Genomic DNA, 24731 nt, shown 5'->3' on the forward strand with positions numbered 1-24731 from the left:
AAGAGTGAGAAAAGGGATCGATTTCGATCCCTTTTCTCGTGAGAGCGTTTGGTTCCTTTTACGATGTATTGTAATCCTACATATTTTATATGGTTCCGAGGAAGCGTAGCTTGTACCTTTCCTAAGAACATGGTATCATAAAACCAGTATATGGATGAAACTGCTTTTATCAGGGCAGTTTCGAAGAAAAGGGGAAACGATATAATGTATAAGGATGATACGATTCTGGTTGTAGGTCAGGCGAAACCGAGCAAGGAGGACGCGATTTACAGCCTGCACGGCGAGTTTTATGTGAGTTTTGTAGTAGAACGGGCGACGGGAAAGATTCTTGATTTGGAGTGCAATACGATTTTGTCGGTGACGCGCAATTTTGTTGTGTCGATGCTGCTTGGAAAGAGTTTGAAAACGGATTTGGACGAGATGCAGCAGAGTATCCGGGAAAGGTATTTTGCATTGACTCAGAAGCCGCTCATTGCCTGTCTGAAGGACGCACATAACCGTTATATGATGGTGACAGGGCAGAAGTGATGTGGGTATTGGCGGTGTGCTTGTATATACCATAAAGGCACGGTGCTGATAAAACGATGTTACTGTACACGGGTAGGCACTTTTGGAACCGAAAGTGCCGTAAGAAAACGTGGTGGCAGCAGGAATTTGCCGTATTTAAATGCGAAGCCACGGCAAATTCCGTTACTGGGCACGTATGCGTGTACAGTAACAAAACGATTGGCAGAGAATTAACAGAATAAAGATGGCAGCTCATCAGCAGAAGTTGATGGGCTGCCATTTTGGTTATCATAGAAACGTATTCTACAACATTATTCTTTTCCGTTCCAGCAATATGTACACAGCTTGCACGGTTCCAGACCAATCGATTCGATTAAATCGTCGAGGCGGTGGAACTGCAGGGAGGTAAAGTTTAAGCGTTTACGGATTTCTTCGACCATTTCCTTATAATTCTGGCTGTCTGGGTTTGCATAATCATCCAGAAGCTCCGGGGAAACATTGTCGCCCTCACGGTCGCGGATGATGCGGCGTGTGATGAGGTCCAGCTCGGAATTGGAGCGGGAGAAGTTCAGATATTTACATCCAAACAGCAGCGGCGGACAAGCCGGACGGATATGTACTGCTTTGGCACCGCTCTGATACAGGAATTCGGTTGTTTCGCCGAGCTGGGTGCCGCGGACGATGGAATCGTCGATTAAGAGCAGGCTCTTATCGCGGATCAGGGCGTCTACCGGGATCAGCTTCATACGTGCGATCAGGTTTCTCTGGCTCTGGGTGGTCGGCATGAAGGAACGCGGCCAGGTTGGGGTATATTTAATGAATGGACGGGCAAATGGAATGCCGGATTCATTGGCGTAGCCGACTGCATGCGCGATACCGGAATCGGGGATTCCGGCTACCAGATCGGCGTCGGACTGATCGCGTTTGGCAAGCATACGACCGCAGTGGTACCGCATTTCCTCGACGTTGATTCCTTCGTAGCAGGAGGTCGGATAACCGTAGTAAACCCACAAGAAAGAACAGATTTTCATTTCCTTGCGAGCCGGGCTGAGTACCTCTACGCCGTCGGCGTTCATGCGGACGATCTCGCCCGGTCCCAGTTCTTTGTAGTCCGTGTATCCAAGGTTGATGTATGCAAAGCTTTCAAAGGAAACACAGAACGCACCATCTTTGTGTCCGATGATCGCCGGGGTACGTCCGAGGCGGTCACGGGAGATATAGATGCCCTCCGGGGTCAGCAGGAGAATGGTCATGGAACCCTTGATTTTTTCCTGTGCCAGTTTCAGACCTTCAACAAGGGAATCTGCCTGACTGATGATGGCGCCGACCAGCTCGGTTGCATTGATCTTGCCGCCGCTCATTTCCATGAAATGAATATGCCCGTTCTTAAATGCTTCCTGAATCAGCTCTTTTTCATTATTGATCTTGCCGACTGTGGTGATGGCATAGCTTCCTAAGTGCGACTGAATTAACAGAGGCTGCGGTTCCATATCTGAGATACAGCCGATGCCCATGTTACCCTGCATTTCATCGACATCGTGCTCAAATTTTGTACGGAACGGGGAATTCTCGATATTGTGGATAGAACGGCTGAAACCGTTTTCTCCATAAACCGCCATACCACCGCGTCGTGTTCCCAGATGGGAATGATAGTCCGTACCAAAAAAAAGATCCAGTGTACAGTTTGTTTTTGATGTGACACCAAAAAATCCGCCCATTTGTTACTTCCTTTCAACTCTTTTGTCAATAAACTCCATGTGTTACGTTGCACGCGTTGTGATGCGTAACGACATCATTTTTATCATAGCATATATTAGGTGTATTACACAATATGAAATATTTATTAAAAATACTTATGAATATTCTTTTGAACTGTTTACAGGCAGGCACATTTGGGAGCGAAAGTGCCGTAAGAAAACGTGGTGGCAGCAGGAATTTGCCGTATTTAAATGCGAAGCCACGGCAAATTCCGTTACTGGGCACGTATGCGTAAATACTAACCTTGTCAGAAAAATGTAAGAAGTAAAATGGGACGAAGTGTTCTTAATAAAGGAAGAGTGTGATATAATAAAACCATTGTACGTGAGTATGTCACATGGTCGGCTGTTCCGGATTGCATCGGAATGGCAGAAGAAAAAGAAAACAATTTGGAGGGTTTGGAGCGGTATGAGAAAAACATGGAAAATGAGAGTAGCAGCACTGTTACTTACGGCGGTCTGTACGGTAGGGGCGTCGTTTGCGGCGTATGCGGATGATGTGCCGTCCGGACCGGCATCGGATATGGAGCTGATTCAGAGGCGGGAGCAGGCGTCCGGTTCCCAGAATGAGGCGGGGGATGCACAGACGGCTGCTGGCAGCGAGAATCATGCTGGCGCAGCGGAAGGACAGCAGACAACAGAGAACCAGGAGACAGGAAATAACGGACAGACTGCTTCTGAGACACAGGGAACGGAGCAGGGGGACAGCCAGGTTCCGGATGGAATGGTGGCCAGCGGTGGTCGTTATATCGATCCGAATGCACCGATGGTGGCACTGACCTTTGATGATGGTCCGTATGCCCCGGTTGGAAACCGCATCATGGATTGCGCGGAACAGTACGGCGGTCGTGTGACCTTTTATGTGGTCGGAAACCGTGTGAATTCCTATAAGAGTGAGATTCAGCGGATGTATGCCAATGGGCATGAGATTGGAAATCACACGCAGGATCACAAGTATCTCCAGAAGTTAGGCGCACAGGAGATTCGTCAGCAGGTGGAGGCCTGCAATCAGGCGGTTGCCGCGATCACAGGCGAGGCACCGAAAACAGTCCGTCTTCCGGGCGGTGGAAAAAACAGCACTGTGCTTGCCAATATCAGCCAGCCGATCGTACTCTGGAATGTGGATACGCTGGACTGGAAGACGCGCAATGCGGCTTCATCGGTGCAGACCGTGTTAAACCAGGTAAAAGATGGCTCGGTGGTTCTGATGCATGAGCTTTACAATGCTTCCGGTGACGCGGCAGTCACGATCATTCCGGCGCTTGTGGAGCGTGGCTATCAGTTGGTGACGGTCAGTGAGCTGGCGCAGTTCCGCGGTGGACTGGCAGGCGGAACCGTCTATTACAGCTTCCACAAATAAGAGGCTGCATTCACATACGGCGAAAGCCCCCATATTCTAACAGTAAGGGAAGAATATGGGGGCTTTTTCCTGTGAACCGGGCGAGAGAATGGATTCATTGCAATGAGGCGTACAGACGAGGACTGACAGGAAAAGGCGTCGGGGTGGCGATCCTGGACACAGGGGTATTTCTGCATCCGGATTTGGAAAATTGCGTTTACGGATTTCGGGATTTCCTTAAGAAAAAACAGCAGCCGTATGATGACAATGGGCATGGAACGCATGTGGCAGGGATGATTGCCGGCAGCGGCACGGCGTCGGCGGGACGCTATCAGGGTGTGGCGCCGGGGGCGCAGCTGGTCTGCCTGAAAGTGCTGGATCAGAGGGGAAATGGGTATGTATCGGATGTGCTGGCAGGGCTTCGCTGGGTGCGCCAGAATGGCAGCCAGTACGGGATCCGGATTATCAATATATCGGTTGGCTCCTTTACACCGAAGGGAATGAGCGAAGATTCGGCGCTGGTGCGCGGTGTCGATGCGGCGTGGGATGCCGGGTATGTGGTCGTGGTGGCAGCGGGAAATAATGGTCCGGCCGCGCACACGATCACAACGCCGGGGATCAGCCGGAAGGTCATCACGGTGGGATGTGCGGATGATGACCGGGAGGTAGAGGTGGCAGGCAGCCGGATGGTGGACTATTCGGGGCGGGGTCCGACGGACGCCTGTATCTGCAAGCCGGACATTGTGGCGCCTGGATCACGGATTGTGAGCTGTAACCTGCGGCGGAACGGGTACCGTTTTAAAAGCGGGACGTCCATGTCTACGCCGCTTGTCGCGGGGGCGGCGGCGCTTCTGCTGGAGCAGAACCCGGACATGACGAACCGGGATGTGAAGCTTCGCTTTAAAGAGCGGGCAGTGGATCTGGGGCTGCCGCGCAACCAACAGGGCTGGGGGGCGCTGGATATCGGGCGGCTGTTAGAGTAGAAGCGGGGCGGTGCCAGATGACGTGTACAGGCAGGCATTTTTGCAACGGAAGGTTTTGTGTGAATAGTAATGGTGGCAGCGTAACTGTGTCGTACGGAATTTTCTGAACTGAAAATTCCGTACGACACAGTTCGGGTAGCAGCTTTTCTCGGCAAAATAATAGACAGAACCAGCCGGAAAATGATATAATTGTAGATACTTTGAATCGCAGAATCAGGTTATAGATCCGGCAGCATCCTGCAGTGCGTCCGGGGGAAAACCAAAAGAAAACAGTTGACATTTACAGCCGGATCCGCTATGATAGAACTAAGTTTAGAACATTTGTTCGTGATTGGCCGCGGAGCGGCGTTTTGGAGGGAAAGATGAATAAAGAAGACAAGCTGAAAGCATTGGATGCTGCGTTGACACAGATTGAGAAAGCATACGGAAAAGGCTCAGTGATGAAGCTGGGTGATTCTGGTGCGAATATGAATATAGAGACGATTCCGACCGGCTCCCTGAGCCTGGATATTGCACTGGGACTGGGCGGTGTTCCGAAGGGACGAATCATCGAGGTATACGGACCTGAGTCCAGTGGTAAGACGACGGTTGCCCTGCATATGGTGGCAGAAGTACAGAAGAGAGGCGGTATCGCTGGATTTATCGATGCAGAGCACGCACTCGATCCGGCATATGCGAAGAAGATCGGTGTTGATATCGATAATCTGTATATCTCCCAGCCGGACAACGGCGAGCAGGCGCTTGAGATTACCGAGACGATGGTGCGCTCCGGTGCGATCGATATCGTGATTGTGGACTCGGTTGCCGCACTGGTTCCGAAGGCAGAGATTGACGGCGAGATGGGTGATTCCCACGTAGGTCTGCAGGCACGTCTGATGTCGCAGGCACTCAGAAAGCTGACCGCAGCAATCAGCCGTTCAAATTGTATCGTTATTTTTATCAACCAGCTGCGTGAGAAGGTTGGTATCATGTTCGGAAACCCGGAGGTTACGACCGGTGGACGGGCACTCAAGTTCTATTCTTCTGTCCGCATGGATGTCCGCCGGATTGAGTCTCTGAAGCAGGGCGGCGAAGTGATTGGAAACCGTGTCCGCATCAAGGTTGTGAAGAACAAGATTGCTCCGCCATTCCGTGAGGCAGAGTTTGATATCATGTTCGGAAAAGGTATTTCCCGTGAGGGCGATATCCTGGATCTGGCGGCGAAGGAGAACATCGTGGAGAAGAGCGGCGCCTGGTATGCTTATGAGGGCAGCAAGATCGGTCAGGGACGCGAGAACGCGAAGAATTTCCTGGCAGCAAATCCGGAAATCTGCCTTGAAATTGAGAACAAGGTACGTGTCAAATACGGACTTTCCGAAGACACGATGATGCCGGAGGCGTCCAAGGAAGCACCGACGGAGCTTCCGCCGGTAGGAGTGGACGCAGAGGACGAAAAATAGAGTAAAATCCTGTTACAGGGCACATATGTGTGAACAGTAACAGGAAAAGTTACAGCTGGCAGCGTGTGAACTGTAGCTATGAAAAGGGGCTGTATATGCGGATTGAACGCGTAGAATCCCTGGATAAGAGAAAGTGCAAAGTTTTCACGGATGAGGACTTTGCCTTTCTTTTATATAATGGGGAATTAGAAAAATACGGTGTCTGTGAGGGCGCGGTTTTGGAAGAAAGAACGGAGAGGGAGCTTTTGGCTCTTTTAAGCCGCCGGGCACATGAGCGGGCGCTGAATCTTTTGAAGGTGCAGGACCGGACGGAAGGAGAAATGTGCCGCCGCCTTTTCCAGGACGGGTATCCGGATTCGATCGTGCAGGAGACGATTGGATTTTTGCAGGAATATCATTTTGTGGACGATGCCAGATATGCGGCGAATTACCTGCAGGTTCATGGAAAGCGGAAAAGCCAGGCGGAATTGAAGCTTTACCTGCAGCGAAAAGGCATATCGCGCGAGATCATCCGGGAGCAGCTGGAAGAGACAGAACATGATTCGGGCGAGGCAATCCGCGTCTTGCTTGAGAAGAAGCATTACAGGGCGGGAGAGACAGCGCCGGAGGAGGAAAAAAAGATCATTGCCTATCTGATGAGGCGGGGATTTTCATGGGAAGATATCCGGAGAGAGATGAAGGAGCAGGAGGATGCGCTTAGTTGACTTTCAGGCGCAGAGTCATTTACCAAAGATGATTTTGAATGGATTCTGTTTCATGACTGTGAACGTGCAAATGTATTATGAAACAGAACAGAACGCTGTCTGAAGGTGTCTCAGGAAGCTGGTAGGAAGCGCTTATTCTGCTTGACATACTGTATAAAACCGTTTAAAATTATAGTATTGTATTTTCGTACAATGAAAACTAAATAAGGAGGTGCTCCTGTGTCACAAGTAATAATTGCGGTTATCGTTACAGGTGTTATTGTAGCAGCTATTACTTGGGTCGTTGCGAACCAGCATCGCCAGAAGACATATGAGGCGAAGATTGGAAGCGCAGAAGAACGATCCAGGGAAATAATAGATGAAGCATTGAAAATTGCTGAGACAAAGAAGCGAGAAGCTCTCCTTGAAGCGAAGGAAGAGTCGTTAAAGACAAAGAATGAGCTTGAGAAAGAAACAAAGGAAAGAAGAGCTGAGCTTCAGCGCTATGAAAGACGTGTACTGAGCAAAGAAGAAAACCTGGACAAAAAAGCAGAAGCGATGGAAAAGCGTGAAGCGGGTATGAATGTCAAGGAGGAGGCACTCAAGAGAAAGACTGCGGAGGCAGAGGCTCTCTATGAGAAAGGTATGCTGGAACTGGAGAAGATCTCCGGTTTAACCTCTGAACAGGCAAAGGAATATCTGCTGCGTTCCGTGGAAGAAGATGTAAAGCATGATACGGCGAAGCTGATCAAAGATCTCGAGGCGAAAGCGAAAGAGGAAGCAGAGAAGAAAGCCAAGGATTATGTGGTGACAGCGATTCAGCGCTGTGCTGCGGATCATGTGGCTGAGACAACCGTATCAGTCGTACAGCTTCCGAATGATGAGATGAAGGGACGAATTATCGGACGTGAGGGAAGAAATATTCGTACACTGGAGACTCTGACGGGCGTGGAACTGATCATCGACGATACGCCGGAGGCAGTTGTCCTGTCTGGCTTCGATCCAATCCGGAGAGAGGTAGCGCGTATTGCACTGGAACGTCTGATTGTGGATGGACGGATTCATCCAGCCAGAATCGAAGAGATGGTAGAGAAGGCACAGAAAGAAGTGGAAAACATGATGCGCGAGGAGGGCGAAGCGGCTCTTCTGGAAGTTGGCATTCATGGTATCCATCCGGAACTTGTCAAGCTGCTTGGTAAGATGAAATTCCGAACAAGCTACGGTCAGAATGCATTGAAGCATTCGATTGAGGTTGCACAGTTAGCCGGACTTCTGGCGGCTGAGGTGGGCGTCGATGTACGGACCGCCAAACGTGCAGGTTTATTACATGATATTGGAAAGGCAGTCGATCACGAGCAGGAGGGAACCCACGTAGAACTGGGTGTGGCGCTCTGTAAGAAGTACAAAGAGTCCGCAACCGTTATCAATGCAGTGGAAGCCCATCACGGCGATGTAGAGCCACAGAGCTTGATTGCATGTCTGGTACAGGCAGCTGATACGATTTCAGCGGCACGTCCAGGTGCGAGACGAGAGACTCTGGAAACATATACCAACCGTCTGAAACAGCTGGAGGATATCACGAACTCCTATAAGGGTGTTGATAAATCCTACGCAATTCAGGCAGGTCGCGAAGTGCGTATCATGGTTGTACCGGAACAGGTCAGCGACGATGATATGGTTCTGATGGCGAGAGAGATTTCAAAGCGGATTCAGGAAGAGTTACAGTATCCGGGACAGATCAAGGTCAATGTAATCCGTGAATCGAGAGTTACCGAGTACGCCAAATAAAACCCGGCAGCAGGGCTGCATGGAGTAAACTTGAGCATGAAAATAAAAGTCTTATGGATGAAGATACATTACATTCATAAGACTTTTTTGTTTCATGGGAAATTGCGTCCTATGAAACAAAAAAACGCTCCGCGAGGATGCGCGCTCGCGCAAAGCAGAAACATGTCGCAAGCGACCGCGCGAGATGCCCGAATGTGCCAAGGCACATTCTTTACATCTTTTTTGAGAGAGAAAGAAATACAGAAAAATACAAGTTTTTTTCATGAAGCGGAAAACGGAAACTCTGTTTTTCGGACAGGCTGAAAATTTGCATGAGCAGGGTAAAATAAAGGGTCGTGAGCGTGAAGGCAGGCGGAGAAATTTTGCTTGCAAACTGTCTAAAAGACGAGTATTATAGCATGATAGAGTTGAAAAATAGTGATTATTTAGCAGCTTCATGCATTTATTGTGGCGTAATGGTAAGAAGATTGAACCGTTATCAAGATGCTGAATAAAAAGCCAGATGTGGCTGTTGGAAAGAGTAGCTGCAGTCAGACAACAAATGGAGGATCATCCGGCAGGGAAGTGCCGGATGGCAGATGGAGGGAGACAAAGATTATGGCGAAAATTGGTTTTATCGGAATGGGAAATATCGGCTATGCGATCATGCGAAGCCTGCTGAACAAATATAAAACGGAAGACATCACTTTTACGGATTTGAACCGCCGGAGAGTGGCACAGATAGAGAAAGAGACAGGTGTCAAGGCGGTTGACACAAACCAGGATTGTGCGGAAAATGCAAAATATATCGTATTAGCTATAAAACCGCAGTTTTATGACAATGTACTGGCAGATATCAAGGATCATGTAACGAAAGAAAATATTATTATTTCGATTGCACCGGGTATCACGATTGACAGTGTCAACGAGAAGCTGGGCGGTGACCGCCGTATCGTGCGTGCGATGCCGAACACGCCGGCGCTGATCGGCGAGGGTATGACAGGTGTCTGCTACGACAAGAAGCTGTTTGAAGAGACAGAAAAGCAGATGATCAGCAATTTCTTTGAATCTTTTGGTATGATGGAGATCGTTCCGGAATATATGATGAATGCGGTTGTATGTATCAGTTCCAGTGCACCGGCATACATCTATATGTTCATCGAGGCGCTGGCAGATGCGGGCGTTAAGTACGGCATGCCGCGAGATGTGGCTTACCGGATGGCGGCGCAGGGCGTTGTCGGCAGTGCGAAGATGGTACTCGAGACCGGCAAGCATCCGGGCGCACTCAAAGATGATGTCTGCTCGCCGGGCGGCACGACGATCTACGCGGTCAGCGTCCTGGAGGAGTATGGTTTGCGGAATGCGGTTATCAAGGCATGTGACGCATGCTATGAGAAGTGCATCGACCTGAAATAGTGAAAAAATGTTGAAAAAGAACCCAGAAGGAACCTGGACATAAGGGTGAGGGAATATGGAACAGAAAGTAGAAAAGCAGGCATCGCTGGAGTCCGTGCCGGTCAAACGTCTGAAACGAGAGTTAAAATATCAGGGAACCATCTTGAAAATGTACGAAGATACCGTCGAGGTAAACGGACATCAGGCAAAATGGGATTTTATCCATCATGACGGCGCGGCAGCGGTGCTTCCGGTTACGGAGGATGGAAAGATTCTCATGGTGCGTCAGTACCGCAATGCGCTGGACCGCTATACACTGGAGATTCCGGCTGGTAAGCTGGATTCGCCGGATGAGGCGAAGATTGACTGCGCGTACCGCGAGCTGGAGGAGGAGACGGGCTACCGTTGTGACCATCTGGAATATCTGATGAGCGTCAACACAACGATCGCGTTCTGTGATGAGGCGCTGGATATTTTTCTGGCACGCGATCTCAAGAAAACCCATCAGCATCTTGACCCGGACGAGGAGATTGAGGTAGAGGCGTGGGAACTTTCCGACCTTTTGAAACGGATCTACGCAGGAGAACTGACGGATGGAAAGACTGTGTCCGCGATTCTGGCGTATGCCTGCAAAGCAGGACAGAAGTAAAAATAAGGATCAGCGAAGCACTGTGAGCATCTGTGATGAAATAAATATATGGATTAGACGCTGAAAGACGCATGAAGCTAACAGCATATAGAGGCAGATATAAAGGCATATTATAAAAAACACTGAATACAGATAAGGTAACAAAGGAATAGGCAGGGATTGCATGTGAAAAGGAGATTCCGGCTTCCGGCTTTAAGTACCTGGGATGTATCAGTGTTTTTTTGGATCCTTGGGATTGTATTGGGGACGATAGCAGCCGTTTGTTTTCAAATTTCGTCCGGGAGCGGACATGCCGGGCTGGAAAGTGTGCTGGCAGCGAGGCTTGGACAAGAAATTGGAGATCCATCGGGTGCCGGGTGGCATCTAAACGCCGGAATGAAGGCAGCCAGCCGGGGAACTTTGTTTTTTCAGGTCTGGCTGCAGCGGTCAGGGATGGCGCTGATGCTGTGGCTGGCAGGTATGACGCCGGTCGCATGCCTGGCTGCGTGGGGTGCTTGTCTCGTCTTAGGTCTGGAGCAGGCATGGCTGCTGGCAGGATTTACTGGCTGGGGCGGTTTTTGGGGACTGCCTGTATTTGTGGCGACGTTATTTCCACAGGCGGTGTTTTATATTCCTGTGTTCTGGCTGCTTCTTTCCTGGGCGCTTGCAAAGGAGAGGCGGATACGGACGGCTGGATTTTTAATCCTTTTATTGGTGCTGGGGATGGGAACTGCGCTGGAAGTGTGGCTGAATCCTGGTTTTGTATCATTACTGGTCTCACACTGCCCATTTTAATGGGGCTGTCCGAATAAAAATATAATTCAAAATTTACAACATATGGGGGTGAAAAAAGTGGACGCACCATATGTTGTATTTTTATGTAAATCAGTCGAAAAATGTAGGAAAAGTGGGGAAAATTATGTTTGATTTTATAGGAAAATGTAGATATAATGATACCTGCGGACGATAAAAGCCCTGTTTGTGGAGAAGAAGGTAAGTTGCAGATAGGGTGAGAAAACCTCAGGAGAATGGATGGTTCAGATGGAGGAATCGATAGGATTGCCGCGAAACGATATCTGCCCCGCAGGCTGGGGCTTTGGCAGAAAATGCCGTGAATAAAAGAATGGCGGAAATGGTTACGAGAACAGATTGGGGAAGTATGAGAGGGGAAGTAGACAGATTTGAACAGTACCTGCGGGAGGTAAAACAGGCATCGGAAAATACCGTACAGTCATATCGGAGAGATCTGATGCAGATGATTACTTATCTGGAGGAGAAAGAGATCCGGGAGGCGGCGAAGGTGACAAAGACCAGCCTGCATGGATATATTCTTCATATGGAAGAGCAGGGAAAGGCGGCTACCACCATTTCGCGGATGATGGCGGCGATAAAAGCTTTTTTTAATTATGAATGTATGCAGGCGCGCATCCGGCGGAACCCGGCGGAGAGTCTGCATGCGCCGAAAGTAGAGAAAAAGGCGCCGGTGATTCTGAGTGTCGATCAGGTATCGGCGCTTCTGGCACAGCCATCCGGGCAGACGCCGAAGGAGATCCGGGACAAGGCGATGCTGGCTCTTTTATATGCGACCGGAATCCGGGTGTCAGAGCTTATAGGGATCCAGATGGAAGATATCAATATGAACATTGGATTTCTGGTCTGTCGCGACGGGGAGAGGGAGCGGACGATCCCATTTGGACGTTCGGCGAAAGCAGCGCTGGAGGAGTATTTGGAACATGCGAGAAACGAGCTGCTGCGTGGAAAGGGATCGGACTATTTCTTTGTCAACTGTACGGGTGGCGCGATGAGCCGGCAGGGATTCTGGAAGATTATCAAATATTACGGCGAGAAAGCCGGGATTGAGGAAGATATCACGCCGCATACGCTGCGCCATTCCTTTGCGGCGCACCTGATTGCGAGAGGTGCAGACATGCGGGCGGTTCAGACGATTCTCGGACATTCGGATATGGCAACGACGCAGATGTATGCGGCGTACCGGGGAGATTGAAAAATATCATATAAATTATAAAAGTAAAGCACCTGTTTTGTGAAAGACTTGACAAAACAGGTGCTTTACTATATATTTTAGTGGTTTAAAGCGCAACTGTTTAACGCGGATGAGGAAATGTGAAGGAGAAAGACAATGGAGCAAGTACATTTAAAGTACGGAACGTCGGCGGTCGATTTTGAGATTGACGGTGCGAAGAGTGTAAAATACCTGTATGAAAATAAGATGCGGGTCATTGAAGATATAAAAGCAGAATTTCTGCATTGTGTGACGGATGGTGTGATTGGCACGAAGCCGTTAAAGGAATTGATTGCACCGACCGATCCGGTTACGATCGTAATCAGTGATATGACGCGTTTCTGGATGCGTCAGGACGTGATCTGCGAGCTTGTGGTAAAATATCTGCACGATGAGATGGGCGTGGGATATAACCAGATTGCGGTTGTGGTTGCACTGGGAACACACCGCAAGAATACGGCGGAGGACCGCAGAAAACTTGCAAGCGAGTTTGTCTACGACCATGTAGCGAGCGTGACTGACCATGACTGCGATGCGCCGGATCTGGTATACATCGGTACGACGTCCTTCGGAACGCGTGTATCGGTCAATCCGCTGGCAGTCGGCAGAAAGGTCATCTGCATCGGCGGTACGGTGCACCATCTGATGGCAGGCTACGGCGGCGGAAGAAAGAGCATCGTTCCAGGTATTGCTTCCCGTGAGACGATCCGCATGAACCATGAGCGTGCGCTGGATCCGGAGAAACCGATGACGGATATGCGTGTCGGCAGCGGTCTGGTGGAGAACAACCCGATCAACCTGGATATGCGCGAGGCAGGTGCCATGGTACATGTTACATTCGGTATCAATATCGTGGTAGATACGTCTTCCCGCCACAGCGGTTTATTCTGTGGTGAGTTTGACAAGGCATGGCAGGCAAGCTGCAGTTATGTACAGAAGGGATACGGACTGCCGATCGACTATCAGGCAGATGTCGTAATTGCAAGCTGCGGCGGTTTCCCGAAGGATCTGAATTTTTATCAGTCCACCAAGACGCTGTTTAACGCATCGAGAGCGGTTAAAGAGGGCGGTACACTCATTATGCTGGCGGAATGCCCGGAGGGAAGCGGTTCCAAGGATTTCTTCGACTGGATTAAGCCTCTTTCTAAGGGATGCCTGGATGAGGCACTGCGTGCGTCTTTCACCATCGGCGGCTATATTTTCTACGCAGCCTGCGAGTCCATCCGTCGTTCGAAGACGCTGCTTCTGTCTTCCATGGAGCCGGAGCTGGTTCGGGATATGGGCGTAAGATCGTTTAAAGATATGAAGGATCTGCTGGCAGAGGTAGACTTTAACGGAAAAGATGTATATGTAATTCCGTACGGCGGAAGCGTGCTCCCGCAGACAAAGGAAGCCTACGAGCGTATTTGCCGCGAGGCAGAGGAAAATGGAGACGCGAAGTAATGAATATTCCGCTGCTAATAGTTATTTTATATGTGCTTCTGCTGTTTTGCATCAGTATCTATGTGTCTTACAGCCAGAAAAAGGATTCAGAGAACTTCCTTTTATATAAAGGAAAAAATAATGCGTTTGTCGTGGCAGCTAGTATCGCGGGTCTGGCGATCGGCGGTGCTTCGACGATCGGTATCGCGGAGAACGCCTTTACCGTGGGGCTGTCGGCAGGCTGGTATGATACAGCATGGGCGATCGGCGCGGTTGTTTCTTCTATGCTGGCAGTCCGTTACCTGCGTAGAAGCCAGTACACGACCATCAGCGGTCTTGTAAGGGACCTCTACGGCACAAAGACGAGCTTTATCATGGTCATTGCCATGTGTATCATCCAGTCAGGCATCATCGCCCTGCAGTACAAGGCGGGCGGCTCGATTCTGGCATCGCTTCTGCCGGATATTTTCACGGTTCAGAGCGGTACGTTCTTCTCTTTCCTGATCTTCATGCTGGTAGCAGTGATCGGTGGTATGGGAAGTGTTTCTTTGACAAATGTACTGAATCTGGTACTGATCTATGTCGGCGTTATCCTGGCGGCGGCGCTGGTTCTCTGGAACCACGGCGGCTGGGAGGCGATTGACGTACTGACGAAAGCTGACCCGGACACACCGTACCTGAGCCTGACAGCTGGTATGGGCTGGATGGGGATTTTGAGCTGGATCGTCGTTATGCTGGGTAATACAAACTCCGTTCAGGGCGTTGTCCAGATCGGTCTGACCGGCAAGAGCGACCGTTCGGCAACAGTTGGATTCATCGTTGGCGCGATCCTGATGGTTCCGGTTGGATTTATCTGTGCGCTGCTCGGGGTAGCGAGCCGTGCGCTTCTGCCGGATGCAGAGGCATCGGTGGCACTGCCAATGATCCTGATGAGCATTCCTCCGGTACTTGGCGGCATCACGCTGTCCGGTCTGTGGGCGGCTGATATGGGAACCGGCTGCTCCATGATTATCGGCCTGGCGACGACCGTCAGCACGGATATTATCGGAAAGATTCCGGGTGTTTCGCTGAATGACCGTCAGAAACATATTTTAAATAAGGTAATCGTTGTACTCAGCAGTTTGGTTACCTACCTGATTGCAACTCAGATGGGTGCGATTTTAAGCGCGATGCAGAAAGCGCTTTCTCTGGCGATCGGTACTTCGTTTATCGTCATCGGCGGTCTGCTGTGCCCGAAATTCTCCAGCCGCAAGGCAGGTTTCTGGACCATCATGGCTTCGATTGTGTCGATCGTGGCATGGAATATGGTTCCGGCGCTTGTTCCGGTATTTAAGAATGTTGGATTCTTTATGCTGGCAGTCTGCGGGGCTGTGTTTATTCTGATTAGTCTGGTGGATCCGGAGAAGGTTAAACAGTAAGAGGCGTTTGATTTAAATAGAAGAGTTTAAAGTAAAAAAGAACGTCAAATCCAAGCGAAAAACTTAGAATTTGGCGTTCTTTTTGCATATTTATATTCGATTCGATGCTACTCAACCGTCCCGGCGTCTTTGATATAGGAAATGAAACTCTTCTTGAGCGAGGTCACGATTTCTTTGCATTGTGTATATTCTTCGCTGTCGCTGGCATACTGCTCGTCGTAGTGCGGATCCAGAATGAAGATCTTGTTGCCGCAGAAGCCTAAGATGGTGCAGCCGTTTAAATCGCGGTAATGCGTGTCCTCAAATGCGAGAATGCGGAAGAGAAGTCCGCCTCCGTTGGCTTCATAGGCTGTTTTTTCATATACCTCGTAGGAATCCCCGTTCGGAACCATGATGAGTCTCGAAAATGACTGGGATGGAAGTTTGAATGAAAAATCGTCGGTAATTACTTTGGAGCCGGTCAGCTCAATGGAGAGGTTGTCCGGGTCCTCCTGAGAAAAACTCACAACCTGTGCGGAATAATCAGCTGCATAAGACGGCGTCACGTAGAGAGCCGCAGCCAGAGCCGCGCAGAGGAATAATTTTGATTTCATCCTGAGATCTCCTTTTAGTCTGTCTTTTTGTTCCCCTATATAGAAGATAGGCTATGGAATCCACAGCCTATCTTAAACTCCATATAAATTTATTATAGCACAGACGTCTTTAAAAGTCAGCTGGAAATTTTATCCAAAATCAATCCAAAATCATCCAATTCTTGACTCCTTTTTCCTTTCTGGCAGGTTCTTCTGTGCGGTGGAAAGCATCAGTTTGATACGGTTCAGCTGATTGACTTCGCTGGCCCCCGGATCGTAGTCTACGGCGATGATATTCGCCTCCGGATGGCTGGCGCGCAGTCCTTTGATGACGCCTTTTCCGACGATGTGGTTCGGCAGGCAGCCGAACGGCTGGGTGCAGATGATGTTCGTCGTGCCGCTGTGAATCAATTCCAGCATCTCACCAGTCAGGAACCATCCCTCGCCGGTCTGATTGCCGAGGGAAACGTAATGCTTCGCCATCGACGCCAGATCCTGAATCCGTGCAGGCGGAAGGAAATGTGTGCTGCGTTCCAGTTCGCGGCGGCAGGTGCGGCGGAAATACTCCAGCAGGGAGATTCCCATGTTGCACAGGTGTGCGGTGGAACGTTTGCCGCCCAGATTGTCGGCTTTGAAGTTGCTGTTGTAGAAGCAGTAAAGCAGGAAATCAAGCAGATCCGGCATTACAGCCTCGGCACCCTCGGCTTCCAGAAGCTCTACCACGTGGTTGTTTGCTAACGGGGAGAATTTTACCAGAATCTCGCCGACAATGCCAACCCTCGGTTTCTGGACATCGCGTCTCGGAAGTTCGTCGAAGTCATGGATAATACCGCGGATGTTGCGGTTAAACTCTGCCATGGATAAAGAGTGTTTCTGCAGCGATTTGATGCAGATTGCTTTCCATTTCTCATGCAGGGCATTGGCGGAACCGGCTTTTGCCTCGTATGGGCGGGTCGCATAGAGAACCCGCATGAAGAGGTCACCGTAGACAACCGCCTGCATTGCCTTGGTGAGAAGCGGCAGGGTAATCTTGAAGCCCGGATTCGTCTCCATGCCGTTGGCATTTAACGAGATAACCGGAATCTGCGGCATACCGGCGCGCTCTAAGGCACGGCGGATAAAGCCAATGTAGTTGGAGGCACGGCAGCCGCCGCCGGTCTGGCTCATAATAACGGCTGTATGCTCTAAGTCGTATTTGCCGGAGAGCAGCGCATCCATGATCTGACCAACTACGATCAGGGACGGGTAACAGGCGTCGTTGTTGACGTACTTAAGTCCTGTGTCGATAGCAGTACGGTCGGAGTTCTGCAGCACCTCCAGGTTGTAACCACAGCTTCGGACCGCCGGTTCGATGAGGTCGAAATGGATCGGCGACATCTGCGGGCAGAGGATCGTGTAGTTTTTCTTCATTTCCTTCGTGAAATAAACACGGCTGTATGCGCTGGAAACGATCGGTTTATGGTAGTGGCGCATCTCGCGCACGCGGATCGCGGCGATTAAGGAGCGCACACGGATACGTGCGGCGCCGAGGTTGTTGACCTCGTCGATCTTGAGCAGCGTATAAATTTTGCCAGAGCGGGTCAGAATATCATTGACCTGATCAGTAGTAACTGCATCCAGACCGCATCCGAAGGAGTTGAGCTGGATCAGATCCAGGTTTGGCTGTGTCTTCACATAGGAAGCTGCCTCGTAGAGGCGGGAGTGGTACATCCACTGGTCGGTGACGATCAGCGGACGGTCAACGCGTCCTAAATGGGAGACGGAGTCCTCGGTCAGCACGGCAAAACCGTAGGAAGTGATGAGTTCCGGAATGCCATGGTTGATCTCCGGATCTACATGGTACGGTCTGCCTGCCAGCACGATGCCGTGGTGTCCGGTTTCTTTTAACCAGGCGATGACTTCCTCGCCCTTCTTTTCCATATCCTGACGGGAGGCGATGAGTTCCTGCCATGCCTTGTGAGCGGCGGCGCGGATCTCCTTCTCCGGGATTGCCTGATCCTTGGTAAATTCTTCGACCAGACGTTTTGTCAGGATTTCCTCATTTGTAAATGCCATAAACGGATTCCGGAAATGTACCTTGTGATCCGTCAGGGATTCTACGTTGTTTTTGATGTTTTCCGCGTAGGATGTGACCATCGGGCAGTTGTAGTGATTTCCTGCTTCCGGGGTTTCGTTGCGCTCGTAAGGAACGCACGGATAGAAAATGTAGGTCAGTCCCTGGCGGATCAGCCATTCGATATGACCGTGCGCGAGTTTTGCCGGGTAGCATTCGGATTCGCTCGGGATCGATTCAATACCAAGTTCGTAGATCTGTCTCGTCGATTTTGGGGACAGAACGGTGCGGTAACCTAGTTCCTTGAAAAAGACCGCCCAGAACGGGTAGTTTTCATACATATTCAGGACACGCGGGATGCCGACGGTACCGCGCGGCGCCAGATCGGCGGTCAGCGGTTCATAATCGAACATGCGGTGGTATTTATAGTCAAATAAGTTCGGAATGTCTTTTTTCTGTTTGTTGCCGCCCAGACCGCGCTCACAGCGGTTGCCGGTAACGAACTGACGTCCGCCGTCGAAACGGTTGATCGTCAGGACACAGTGGTTTGTACAACCCTGGCAGCGCGCCATCGTCGTCTTGTAGGTCAGGCTTAAGATCTTGTCGATCGGCAGCATCGTGGTTGTCTTGGAAGCATCGTAGCGCTCACGGGCAATCAGAGCTGCACCGTAGGCACCCATGATACCGGCGATGTCCGGGCGGACTGCCTCACAGCCGGAGATCTTCTCAAAACTGCGGAGAACCGCATCGTTGTAGAAGGTACCGCCCTGCACGACCACGTGTTTTCCGAGGTCGGAGGCATTGGTAATCTTGATAACCTTAAACAGGGCATTTTTGATGACGGAGTAAGCCAGTCCGGCAGAAATATCTGCGACGGAAGCTCCCTCTTTCTGCGCCTGTTTGACGTTAGAGTTCATGAAAACAGTACAGCGGGTACCGAGGTCGGTCGGATTTTTGGCAAAGAGCGCCTCCCTGGCAAAATCCTGTACGCTGTAATTTAATGATTTAGCAAATGTCTCGATAAAGGAGCCGCAGCCGGACGAACAAGCTTCGTTGAGCTGTACGCTGTCTACGGTGCCGTCCTTGATCTTGATGCATTTCATATCCTGGCCGCCGATATCGAGGATGCAGTCTACATCCGGCTCAAATGCCGCCGCTGCGTAGTAGTGGGAGATCGTCTCGACCTCGCCCTCATCCAGCATCAGGGCAGACTTTAAGAGCGCCTCGCCGTAACCGGTGGAGCAGGAATAAGCGATCTGTGCTTTCTCCGGAAGCTGGTCATGGATCTCCTGCATTGCACGGATCGCCGTCGCCAGCGGGCTGCCGTTGTTGTTGCTGTAGAAGCGGTATAGAAGAGAGCCATCCTCGCCGACGAGCGCCACCTTGGTTGTGGTGGAACCGGCGTCGATGCCGAGGTAGCAGTTGCCTTCGTAGGTCGCTAAATCACCTTTTTTGACATCATGGCTTGCATGGCGTGTCTTAAAATCTTCATAGTCGGCTTCATCCGTAAAGAGGGGTTCCATCCGCTTTACCTCGAAATCCATCTTGATGCCATGGGATAGTCGTTCGATCAGATCGTGCAGGCTGGCAGTCGTCTTCGGATCAGAGTTCATCGCCGCGCCGATCGCCGCAAACAGATGCGAGTGATCCGGGGCAATGACCTGGTCCGGTCCCAGATTCAGGGTGCGGATAAATGCCGCGCGCAGCTCCGGGAGAAAATGAAGCGGACCGCCGAGGAATGCAACATTGCCGCGGATCGGCTTGCCGCATGCCAGACCGCTGATGGTCTGGTTGACAACCGCCTGGAAAATGGAGGCGGACAAATCCTCTTTGGTTGCGCCTTCGTTGATGAGAGGCTGGATATCCGTCTTGGCGAAAACGCCGCAGCGCGCCGCGATCGGATAGATTGCCTTGTAATTTTTCGCGTACTCATTAAGACCGGATGCGTCCGTCTGAAGCAGCGAAGCCATCTGATCAATAAAAGAGCCGGTGCCTCCGGCGCAGATTCCGTTCATACGCTGGTCGATGCCGCCGGTAAAATAAATAATTTTCGCATCCTCGCCGCCAAGCTCGATGGCAACGTCGGTCTGCGGGGCATAATCCTTCAGGGATGTGGCAACCGCTACAACCTCCTGGACAAATGGAATGCCCAGATGTTTAGAAAGTGTTAAACCGCCGGAACCAGTGATGACCGGCTCGACGGTCAGTGCGCCAAGTTTCTCTTCACCCTCACGGAGCAGGTCCGCGAGCGTCTCCTGTATGTTTGCAAAATGACGTTTATAATCGGCGAAAAGAAGCTTACCGCCATCTTCAATAATAGATACTTTAACCGTTGTGGAACCGATGTCGATTCCTAATTTTTTACAGGAATTCATGTACAATCGGGGCAGTGCCCCTTCCCTCCTTTGTACTACACATGTATTCGGCTATACTTTAACATAGAATAAGGAAGAAAACAATTAGTAGGGTGCGTTAAAAAGATGCTAAAAATGACTAAAATTTGTTAATATTGCGCATAATGGGAGAATGTGCTCTGTACAAGGAAAGGCATTTTCTGAGTGGAAAATACCGCTTTTTCTGAGTTGGAATGCAGCCGTTACAGATCGCAGGCAGGCACTTTTGAAACCGAATGTGCCGTAAGATAACGTGGTGGAAGCGAGAATATAATTTGACAAAGAATCCGCCGCTCTCTATAATGAAAGGAAAACGGCAAAGGATGTGAATTATGAATTTTTTTAGAAAATTAGAGCGCAAATTCGGTCGGTTTGCGATCCCGAATCTGATGTACTATATCATCATGATGTATGCGGCTGGATTTGTGATGAGCCTGTTTAATCCGTATTTTTACGTGCAGTATCTGGCGCTTGATGCAGCGGCGATCCTGCGGGGACAGGTATGGAGAATCGTGACCTTTCTCGTATGCCCGCCTCAGTCGGGCGTCCTCTTTGCGCTGCTCGCGATGTATCTCTATTATTCGATTGGATCGACGCTGGAGCGCGTGTGGGGAACCTTCCGATTTAATATGTTTTTCTTTATGGGCGTGCTGGGACACATCATCGCGGCATTCCTGGTGTACGGTGTGACCGGCTTTTCGGTGCCGATGTCCCCGTATTACTTAAATGAATCGCTGTTTCTGGCGTTTGCCTGCACCTTCCCGGAGATGCAGTTCCTTCTGATTTTCATTCCGATCCGGGCGAAATACCTTGGAATGATGTACGGAGCGCTTCTGGTCTACAGCTTCTTAACGGGTGGCATTATCGCGAAAATTGAGATTGTTGTTTCGATGCTCAATTTTATCATTTTCTTCCTGATGACGCGTAACTACCGGAAGATCAGCCCGAAAGAGGCGGTCCGCAAGCAGAAGTTCAAAAACGAGATGCAGAAAGCGCAGATCCAGAAAATTTCCCTGACCCGTCACAAATGCGCGGTCTGCGGACGTACCGAGAAGGACGATCCGAACCTGGAGTTCCGCTATTGTTCGAAATGTGCGGGAAATATGGAATATTGCATGGATCACCTGTATACGCATAAACATGTGACGGAAGAAGAATTGAAAGATTCTAAATAGAACCAGGCGGTGGATTGTTTTTTAGCAGGGGATTTAAATAGGTTGGATGAAGCATACAAAAGAGGTTATAAATGATTCACTGATGGGAAAAATCTTGATAAATGACAGAATATGAGGAGGAATGACAGAATGAAAAAGACAAAGATTGTCTGCACAATGGGACCAAACACCGATAACCGGGAGATTATGAGGGAGTTGGCGTTAAATGGCATGGATGTCGCACGTTTTAACTTTTCGCATGGCGATCATGCGGAGCATAAACATCGTCTGGAGATTCTGGAGAGTGTGCGCGAGGAGCTGGGGATTCCGATCGCATCGCTTCTGGATACCAAGGGACCGGAAATCCGTACCGGCAAATTAAAAGATGGAAAGAAAGTGACGCTGAAAGAGGGCGATCTGTATACGCTGACGACCGAGGAGATCGTGGGCGATGAGACACGCGGCTACATCAACTATGCGGGGCTGGCGGAGGATGTAAAGCCGGGTGACCGCATTCTGATTGACGATGGTCTGATCGAGCTGCACGTGCGTGAGGTCAATGGAACAGATATCGTCTGCCGGATTGAAAATGGAGGCGAGCTGGGCGAGAAGAAGGGTGTCAATGTACCGGGGGTACGTGTCAAGCTTCCGGCACTGACCGATAAAGATAAGGAAGACATTCGTTTCGGCGTGGATGCAGGCTTTGATTTTGTGGCGGCTTCGTTTGTCCGCAATGCCGATGCGATCCGCGAGATCCGGGAGATTCTGGATGAAAAAGGTTCTGCCATGCAGATTATCGCGAAAATCGAGAATGAAGAAGGAATTGAAAATATTGATTCCATCATTGAGGCGAGCGACGGCATCATGGTAGCCCGCGGCGATATGGGCGTGGAGATTCCGGCAGAGAAAGTTCCGCACATCCAGAAGATGATCATCCGCAAATGTAACCTGGCGTGCAAGGTCGTTATCACGGCGACCCAGATGCTCGATTCAATGATCCGCAACCCGCGTCCGACGCGTGCCGAGGTATCGGATGTGGCGAATGCAGTGTACGAGGGAACCGATGCGGTCATGCTGTCCGGAGAAACGGCGATGGGAAGTTACCCGATCGAGGCAGTCCGCATGATGAGCCAGATCGCCGAGGAGTCGGAGAAATATCTGGATTATATGTTCTACCAGAGAAGAAAGGTATCGGCAGAAAATCTTCGAAATATATCTAATACGGTATGTTATTCATCCGTAGCGACTGCCTCCGATCTGGAAGCGCCGGTCATTGTGGCTCCGAGTGTCAGCGGATTTACGACGAGAATGCTTTCGAAATGGCGTCCGAAAGCATTGATCGCGGGACTTTCCCCGAGCATGACGGCTGTCCGTCAGATGCAGCTCTACTGGGGTGTTAAGCCGTTCCATGCAAAACGCGCTGAATCGACGGATGCACTCTTATTTGCATCGGTGGAACTGCTGAAAGAGAAAGGTATCGTCAAAGAGGGTGAAATTGTGGTTGCAACCGCGGGTGTGGTGACACGTGCCAACCGCCATGAACCGGTAGCCGATACGAATATTATGCGTGTAATTGTGGTAGAGTAGAAACTGGATTCTGCGCCTGAATCTGTGCCCGGTTCATAGATGTATCTGGAAAATGATACAATTTGTCCGGAGGTTGTGTCCTGGCGGAGAAAACGAGAAAAAATACCGCCCATTTGTGGGCGTTTTTCGGGAAATCAGTTGATAAAACACGGGTTTTGGTGTATAAATAGTAGCAGGACAAAGAAGTCTGGGCGTGCCGGGAGTAGTGTATGTTCCCGGTAGTCCAGACTTTTAGGTTTTATATGTAGATTTTAGTTCGGAGGATGTAAAAGTGGAGAAGAAACCATTTGTAACACGGGAGCAGCTGGAGGAGATCAAGAAAACATACCCGACACCGTTCCACCTGTATGATGAAAAGGGAATCCGCGAGAATGGCGAGCGCCTGATGCGTGCATTTTCCTGGAACAAGGGATTCAGAGAGTATTTTGCTGTAAAGGCAACACCGAATCCATTTGTAATTGATATTTTAAAGAAACTTGGATGCGGCGTGGACTGCTCTTCGCTGACAGAGCTTATGATGGCAAAGGCGATGAAGTACGATGGCGAGAAGATCATGTTCTCCTCCAACGATACACCGCCGGAGGAGTTCAAGATGGCTGCCGAGCTGGGCGCGATCATCAACCTTGATGATTTTACGCACATTGCTTTCCTGGAGAAGACGATCGGTTATATTCCGGAGACGATCAGCTGCCGTTACAATCCGGGCGGACTGTTCAAGATCAGCAATGATATCATGGACAACCCAGGCGATGCGAAATACGGTATGACAACCGAGCAGCTATTTGAGGCATTCAAGGTGTTGAAAGCAAAAGGTGCGAAACATTTCGGTATCCATGCCTTCCTTGCAAGCAATACGGTTACAAATGAGTATTATCCGATGCTTGCGAAGGTATTGTTTGAGGTGGCGGTCAAGCTGAAAGAAGAGACCGGCGCAGATATTAAATTTATCAACCTGTCTGGCGGCGTTGGCATTCCTTACCGCCCGGATCAGGAGCCGAACGATATCTTTGCAATCGGCGAGGGCGTCCGCAAGGTTTATGAGGAAGTTCTGGTTCCGGCTGGCATGGGCGATGTAGCGCTTTATACAGAGATGGGACGTTTCATGCTGGCGCCGTATGGCTGCCTTGTGACAACGGCAATCCATGAGAAACACACCTATAAAGAGTATATTGGTGTGGACGCGTGTGCAGTCAACCTGATGCGCCCGGCGATGTACGGCGCATACCATCACATCACGGTCATGGGAAAAGAGAACGAGCCGTGTGACCACAAATACGATGTAACCGGTTCCCTGTGCGAGAACAATGATAAATTTGCGATTGACCGGATGCTTCCGAAGATCGATATGGGCGATATCCTTGTCATCCATGATACCGGCGCACATGGTTTTTCGATGGGTTACAACTACAACGGAAAGCTGCGCTCGGCTGAACTGCTCCTGAAAGAGGATGGTTCCGTGGAGATGATCCGCCGGGCAGAGACACCGAAGGATTATTTTGCGACCTTTGATTTCTGTGATCTGTTTAAGAATATTTAGTCCATAAAAAATTGAAAAAGAACGGATTCTGTACAAGATGTGACAGAGTCCGTTCTTTTTATGCCATATTTTAT

At 50.1% G+C, this 24731-nt stretch carries 18 protein-coding genes; 15 read left to right on the top strand and 3 right to left on the bottom strand.

What is annotated here, in order from left to right; translation table 11 throughout:
- The first annotated feature begins 204 nt into the window (after nt 1-204).
- On the top strand, nt 205-528 hold the full coding sequence (locus PUQ60_RS01565) for a DUF3870 domain-containing protein (RefSeq protein WP_022359681.1): 324 nt from the start codon (nt 205-207) through the stop codon (nt 526-528).
- Nucleotides 529-818: 290 nt separating this feature from the next.
- On the opposite strand, the gene PUQ60_RS01570 is transcribed toward PUQ60_RS01565, so the two are convergent.
- Nucleotides 819-2225 (bottom strand): amidophosphoribosyltransferase, encoded by a 1407-nt coding sequence (locus tag PUQ60_RS01570; RefSeq protein ID WP_273381231.1) that lies wholly within the window; start codon nt 2223-2225, stop codon nt 819-821.
- A gap of 448 nt (nt 2226-2673) precedes the next feature.
- On the opposite strand from PUQ60_RS01570, the gene PUQ60_RS01575 reads away from it, so the two are divergent.
- The 11 genes from PUQ60_RS01575 (at nt 2674) to PUQ60_RS01625 (ending at nt 15361) form a co-directional block, all read left to right on the top strand.
- On the top strand, nt 2674-3624 hold the full coding sequence (locus tag PUQ60_RS01575) for a polysaccharide deacetylase family protein (protein WP_273381234.1): 951 nt from the start codon (nt 2674-2676) through the stop codon (nt 3622-3624).
- A 71-nt stretch (nt 3625-3695) separates the two neighbouring features.
- The gene (locus PUQ60_RS01580) at nt 3696-4586 is read left to right on the top strand and encodes a S8 family peptidase (RefSeq protein ID WP_022359678.1); all 891 of its coding nucleotides are present in this window, start codon (nt 3696-3698) and stop codon (nt 4584-4586) included.
- A gap of 362 nt (nt 4587-4948) precedes the next feature.
- Nucleotides 4949-6025 carry a recombinase RecA gene (recA, locus tag PUQ60_RS01585; protein ID WP_022359677.1) on the top strand — a complete coding sequence of 359 codons (1077 nt, stop codon included), beginning with the start codon at nt 4949-4951 and terminating at the stop codon, nt 6023-6025.
- A 95-nt stretch (nt 6026-6120) separates the two neighbouring features.
- Nucleotides 6121-6729, top strand: coding sequence for a regulatory protein RecX (locus PUQ60_RS01590; RefSeq protein ID WP_273381238.1), 609 nt, complete (start codon nt 6121-6123; stop codon nt 6727-6729).
- Nucleotides 6730-6948: 219 nt separating this feature from the next.
- Complete coding sequence (gene rny, locus PUQ60_RS01595; RefSeq protein ID WP_107000340.1) at nt 6949-8496, top strand: ribonuclease Y; 1548 nt, start codon at nt 6949-6951, stop codon at nt 8494-8496.
- A gap of 597 nt (nt 8497-9093) precedes the next feature.
- A complete protein-coding gene (proC, locus tag PUQ60_RS01600; RefSeq protein WP_022359673.1) occupies nt 9094-9891 on the top strand; it encodes a pyrroline-5-carboxylate reductase in 798 nt (265 codons plus the stop codon).
- A gap of 55 nt (nt 9892-9946) precedes the next feature.
- On the top strand, nt 9947-10519 hold the full coding sequence (locus tag PUQ60_RS01605; protein WP_022359672.1) for an NUDIX hydrolase: 573 nt from the start codon (nt 9947-9949) through the stop codon (nt 10517-10519).
- A 213-nt stretch (nt 10520-10732) separates the two neighbouring features.
- On the top strand, nt 10733-11293 hold the full coding sequence (locus tag PUQ60_RS01610; protein WP_273380969.1) for a hypothetical protein: 561 nt from the start codon (nt 10733-10735) through the stop codon (nt 11291-11293).
- Nucleotides 11294-11657: 364 nt separating this feature from the next.
- A complete protein-coding gene (xerA, locus tag PUQ60_RS01615) occupies nt 11658-12503 on the top strand; it encodes a site-specific tyrosine recombinase/integron integrase (RefSeq protein ID WP_273380979.1) in 846 nt (281 codons plus the stop codon).
- A gap of 135 nt (nt 12504-12638) precedes the next feature.
- Nucleotides 12639-13964 (top strand): nickel-dependent lactate racemase, encoded by a 1326-nt coding sequence (larA, locus tag PUQ60_RS01620; protein ID WP_273380971.1) that lies wholly within the window; start codon nt 12639-12641, stop codon nt 13962-13964.
- Nucleotides 13964-15361, top strand: coding sequence for a sodium:solute symporter family protein (locus PUQ60_RS01625; RefSeq protein ID WP_273380973.1), 1398 nt, complete (start codon nt 13964-13966; stop codon nt 15359-15361). Before larA ends, PUQ60_RS01625 begins: the two co-directional genes overlap by 1 nt.
- A gap of 107 nt (nt 15362-15468) precedes the next feature.
- Here the strand turns inward: PUQ60_RS01625 and PUQ60_RS01630 are convergent, their stop codons facing one another.
- Nucleotides 15469-15954: a hypothetical protein gene (locus PUQ60_RS01630; protein WP_273380975.1), complete on the bottom strand. Its 486-nt coding sequence runs from the start codon at nt 15952-15954 to the stop codon at nt 15469-15471.
- Nucleotides 15955-16104: 150 nt separating this feature from the next.
- Nucleotides 16105-20361, bottom strand: coding sequence for a 2-hydroxyacyl-CoA dehydratase (locus tag PUQ60_RS01635; RefSeq protein WP_273380977.1), 4257 nt, complete (start codon nt 20359-20361; stop codon nt 16105-16107).
- 350 nt (nt 20362-20711) lie between these two features.
- Between PUQ60_RS01635 and PUQ60_RS01640 the strand changes: the two genes are divergently transcribed.
- The 3 genes from PUQ60_RS01640 to PUQ60_RS01650 all read left to right on the top strand — a co-directional run bounded on the left by PUQ60_RS01640 (nt 20712) and on the right by PUQ60_RS01650 (nt 24657).
- Nucleotides 20712-21554, top strand: a complete 843-nt coding sequence (locus PUQ60_RS01640) for a hypothetical protein (protein WP_022359663.1) — start codon at nt 20712-20714, stop codon at nt 21552-21554.
- Nucleotides 21555-21665: 111 nt separating this feature from the next.
- Entirely contained in the window at nt 21666-23120 is a 1455-nt protein-coding gene (gene pyk / locus PUQ60_RS01645) for a pyruvate kinase (RefSeq protein ID WP_273380298.1), read from the top strand.
- A 271-nt stretch (nt 23121-23391) separates the two neighbouring features.
- On the top strand, nt 23392-24657 hold the full coding sequence (locus PUQ60_RS01650) for a diaminopimelate decarboxylase (RefSeq protein ID WP_273380296.1): 1266 nt from the start codon (nt 23392-23394) through the stop codon (nt 24655-24657).
- Nucleotides 24658-24731: the final 74 nt, after the last annotated feature.

Origin of the sequence: Clostridium sp. AF02-29, from assembly GCF_934835585.1 — a bacterium.
GTDB lineage: Bacteria > Bacillota > Clostridia > Lachnospirales > Lachnospiraceae > Otoolea > Otoolea fessa.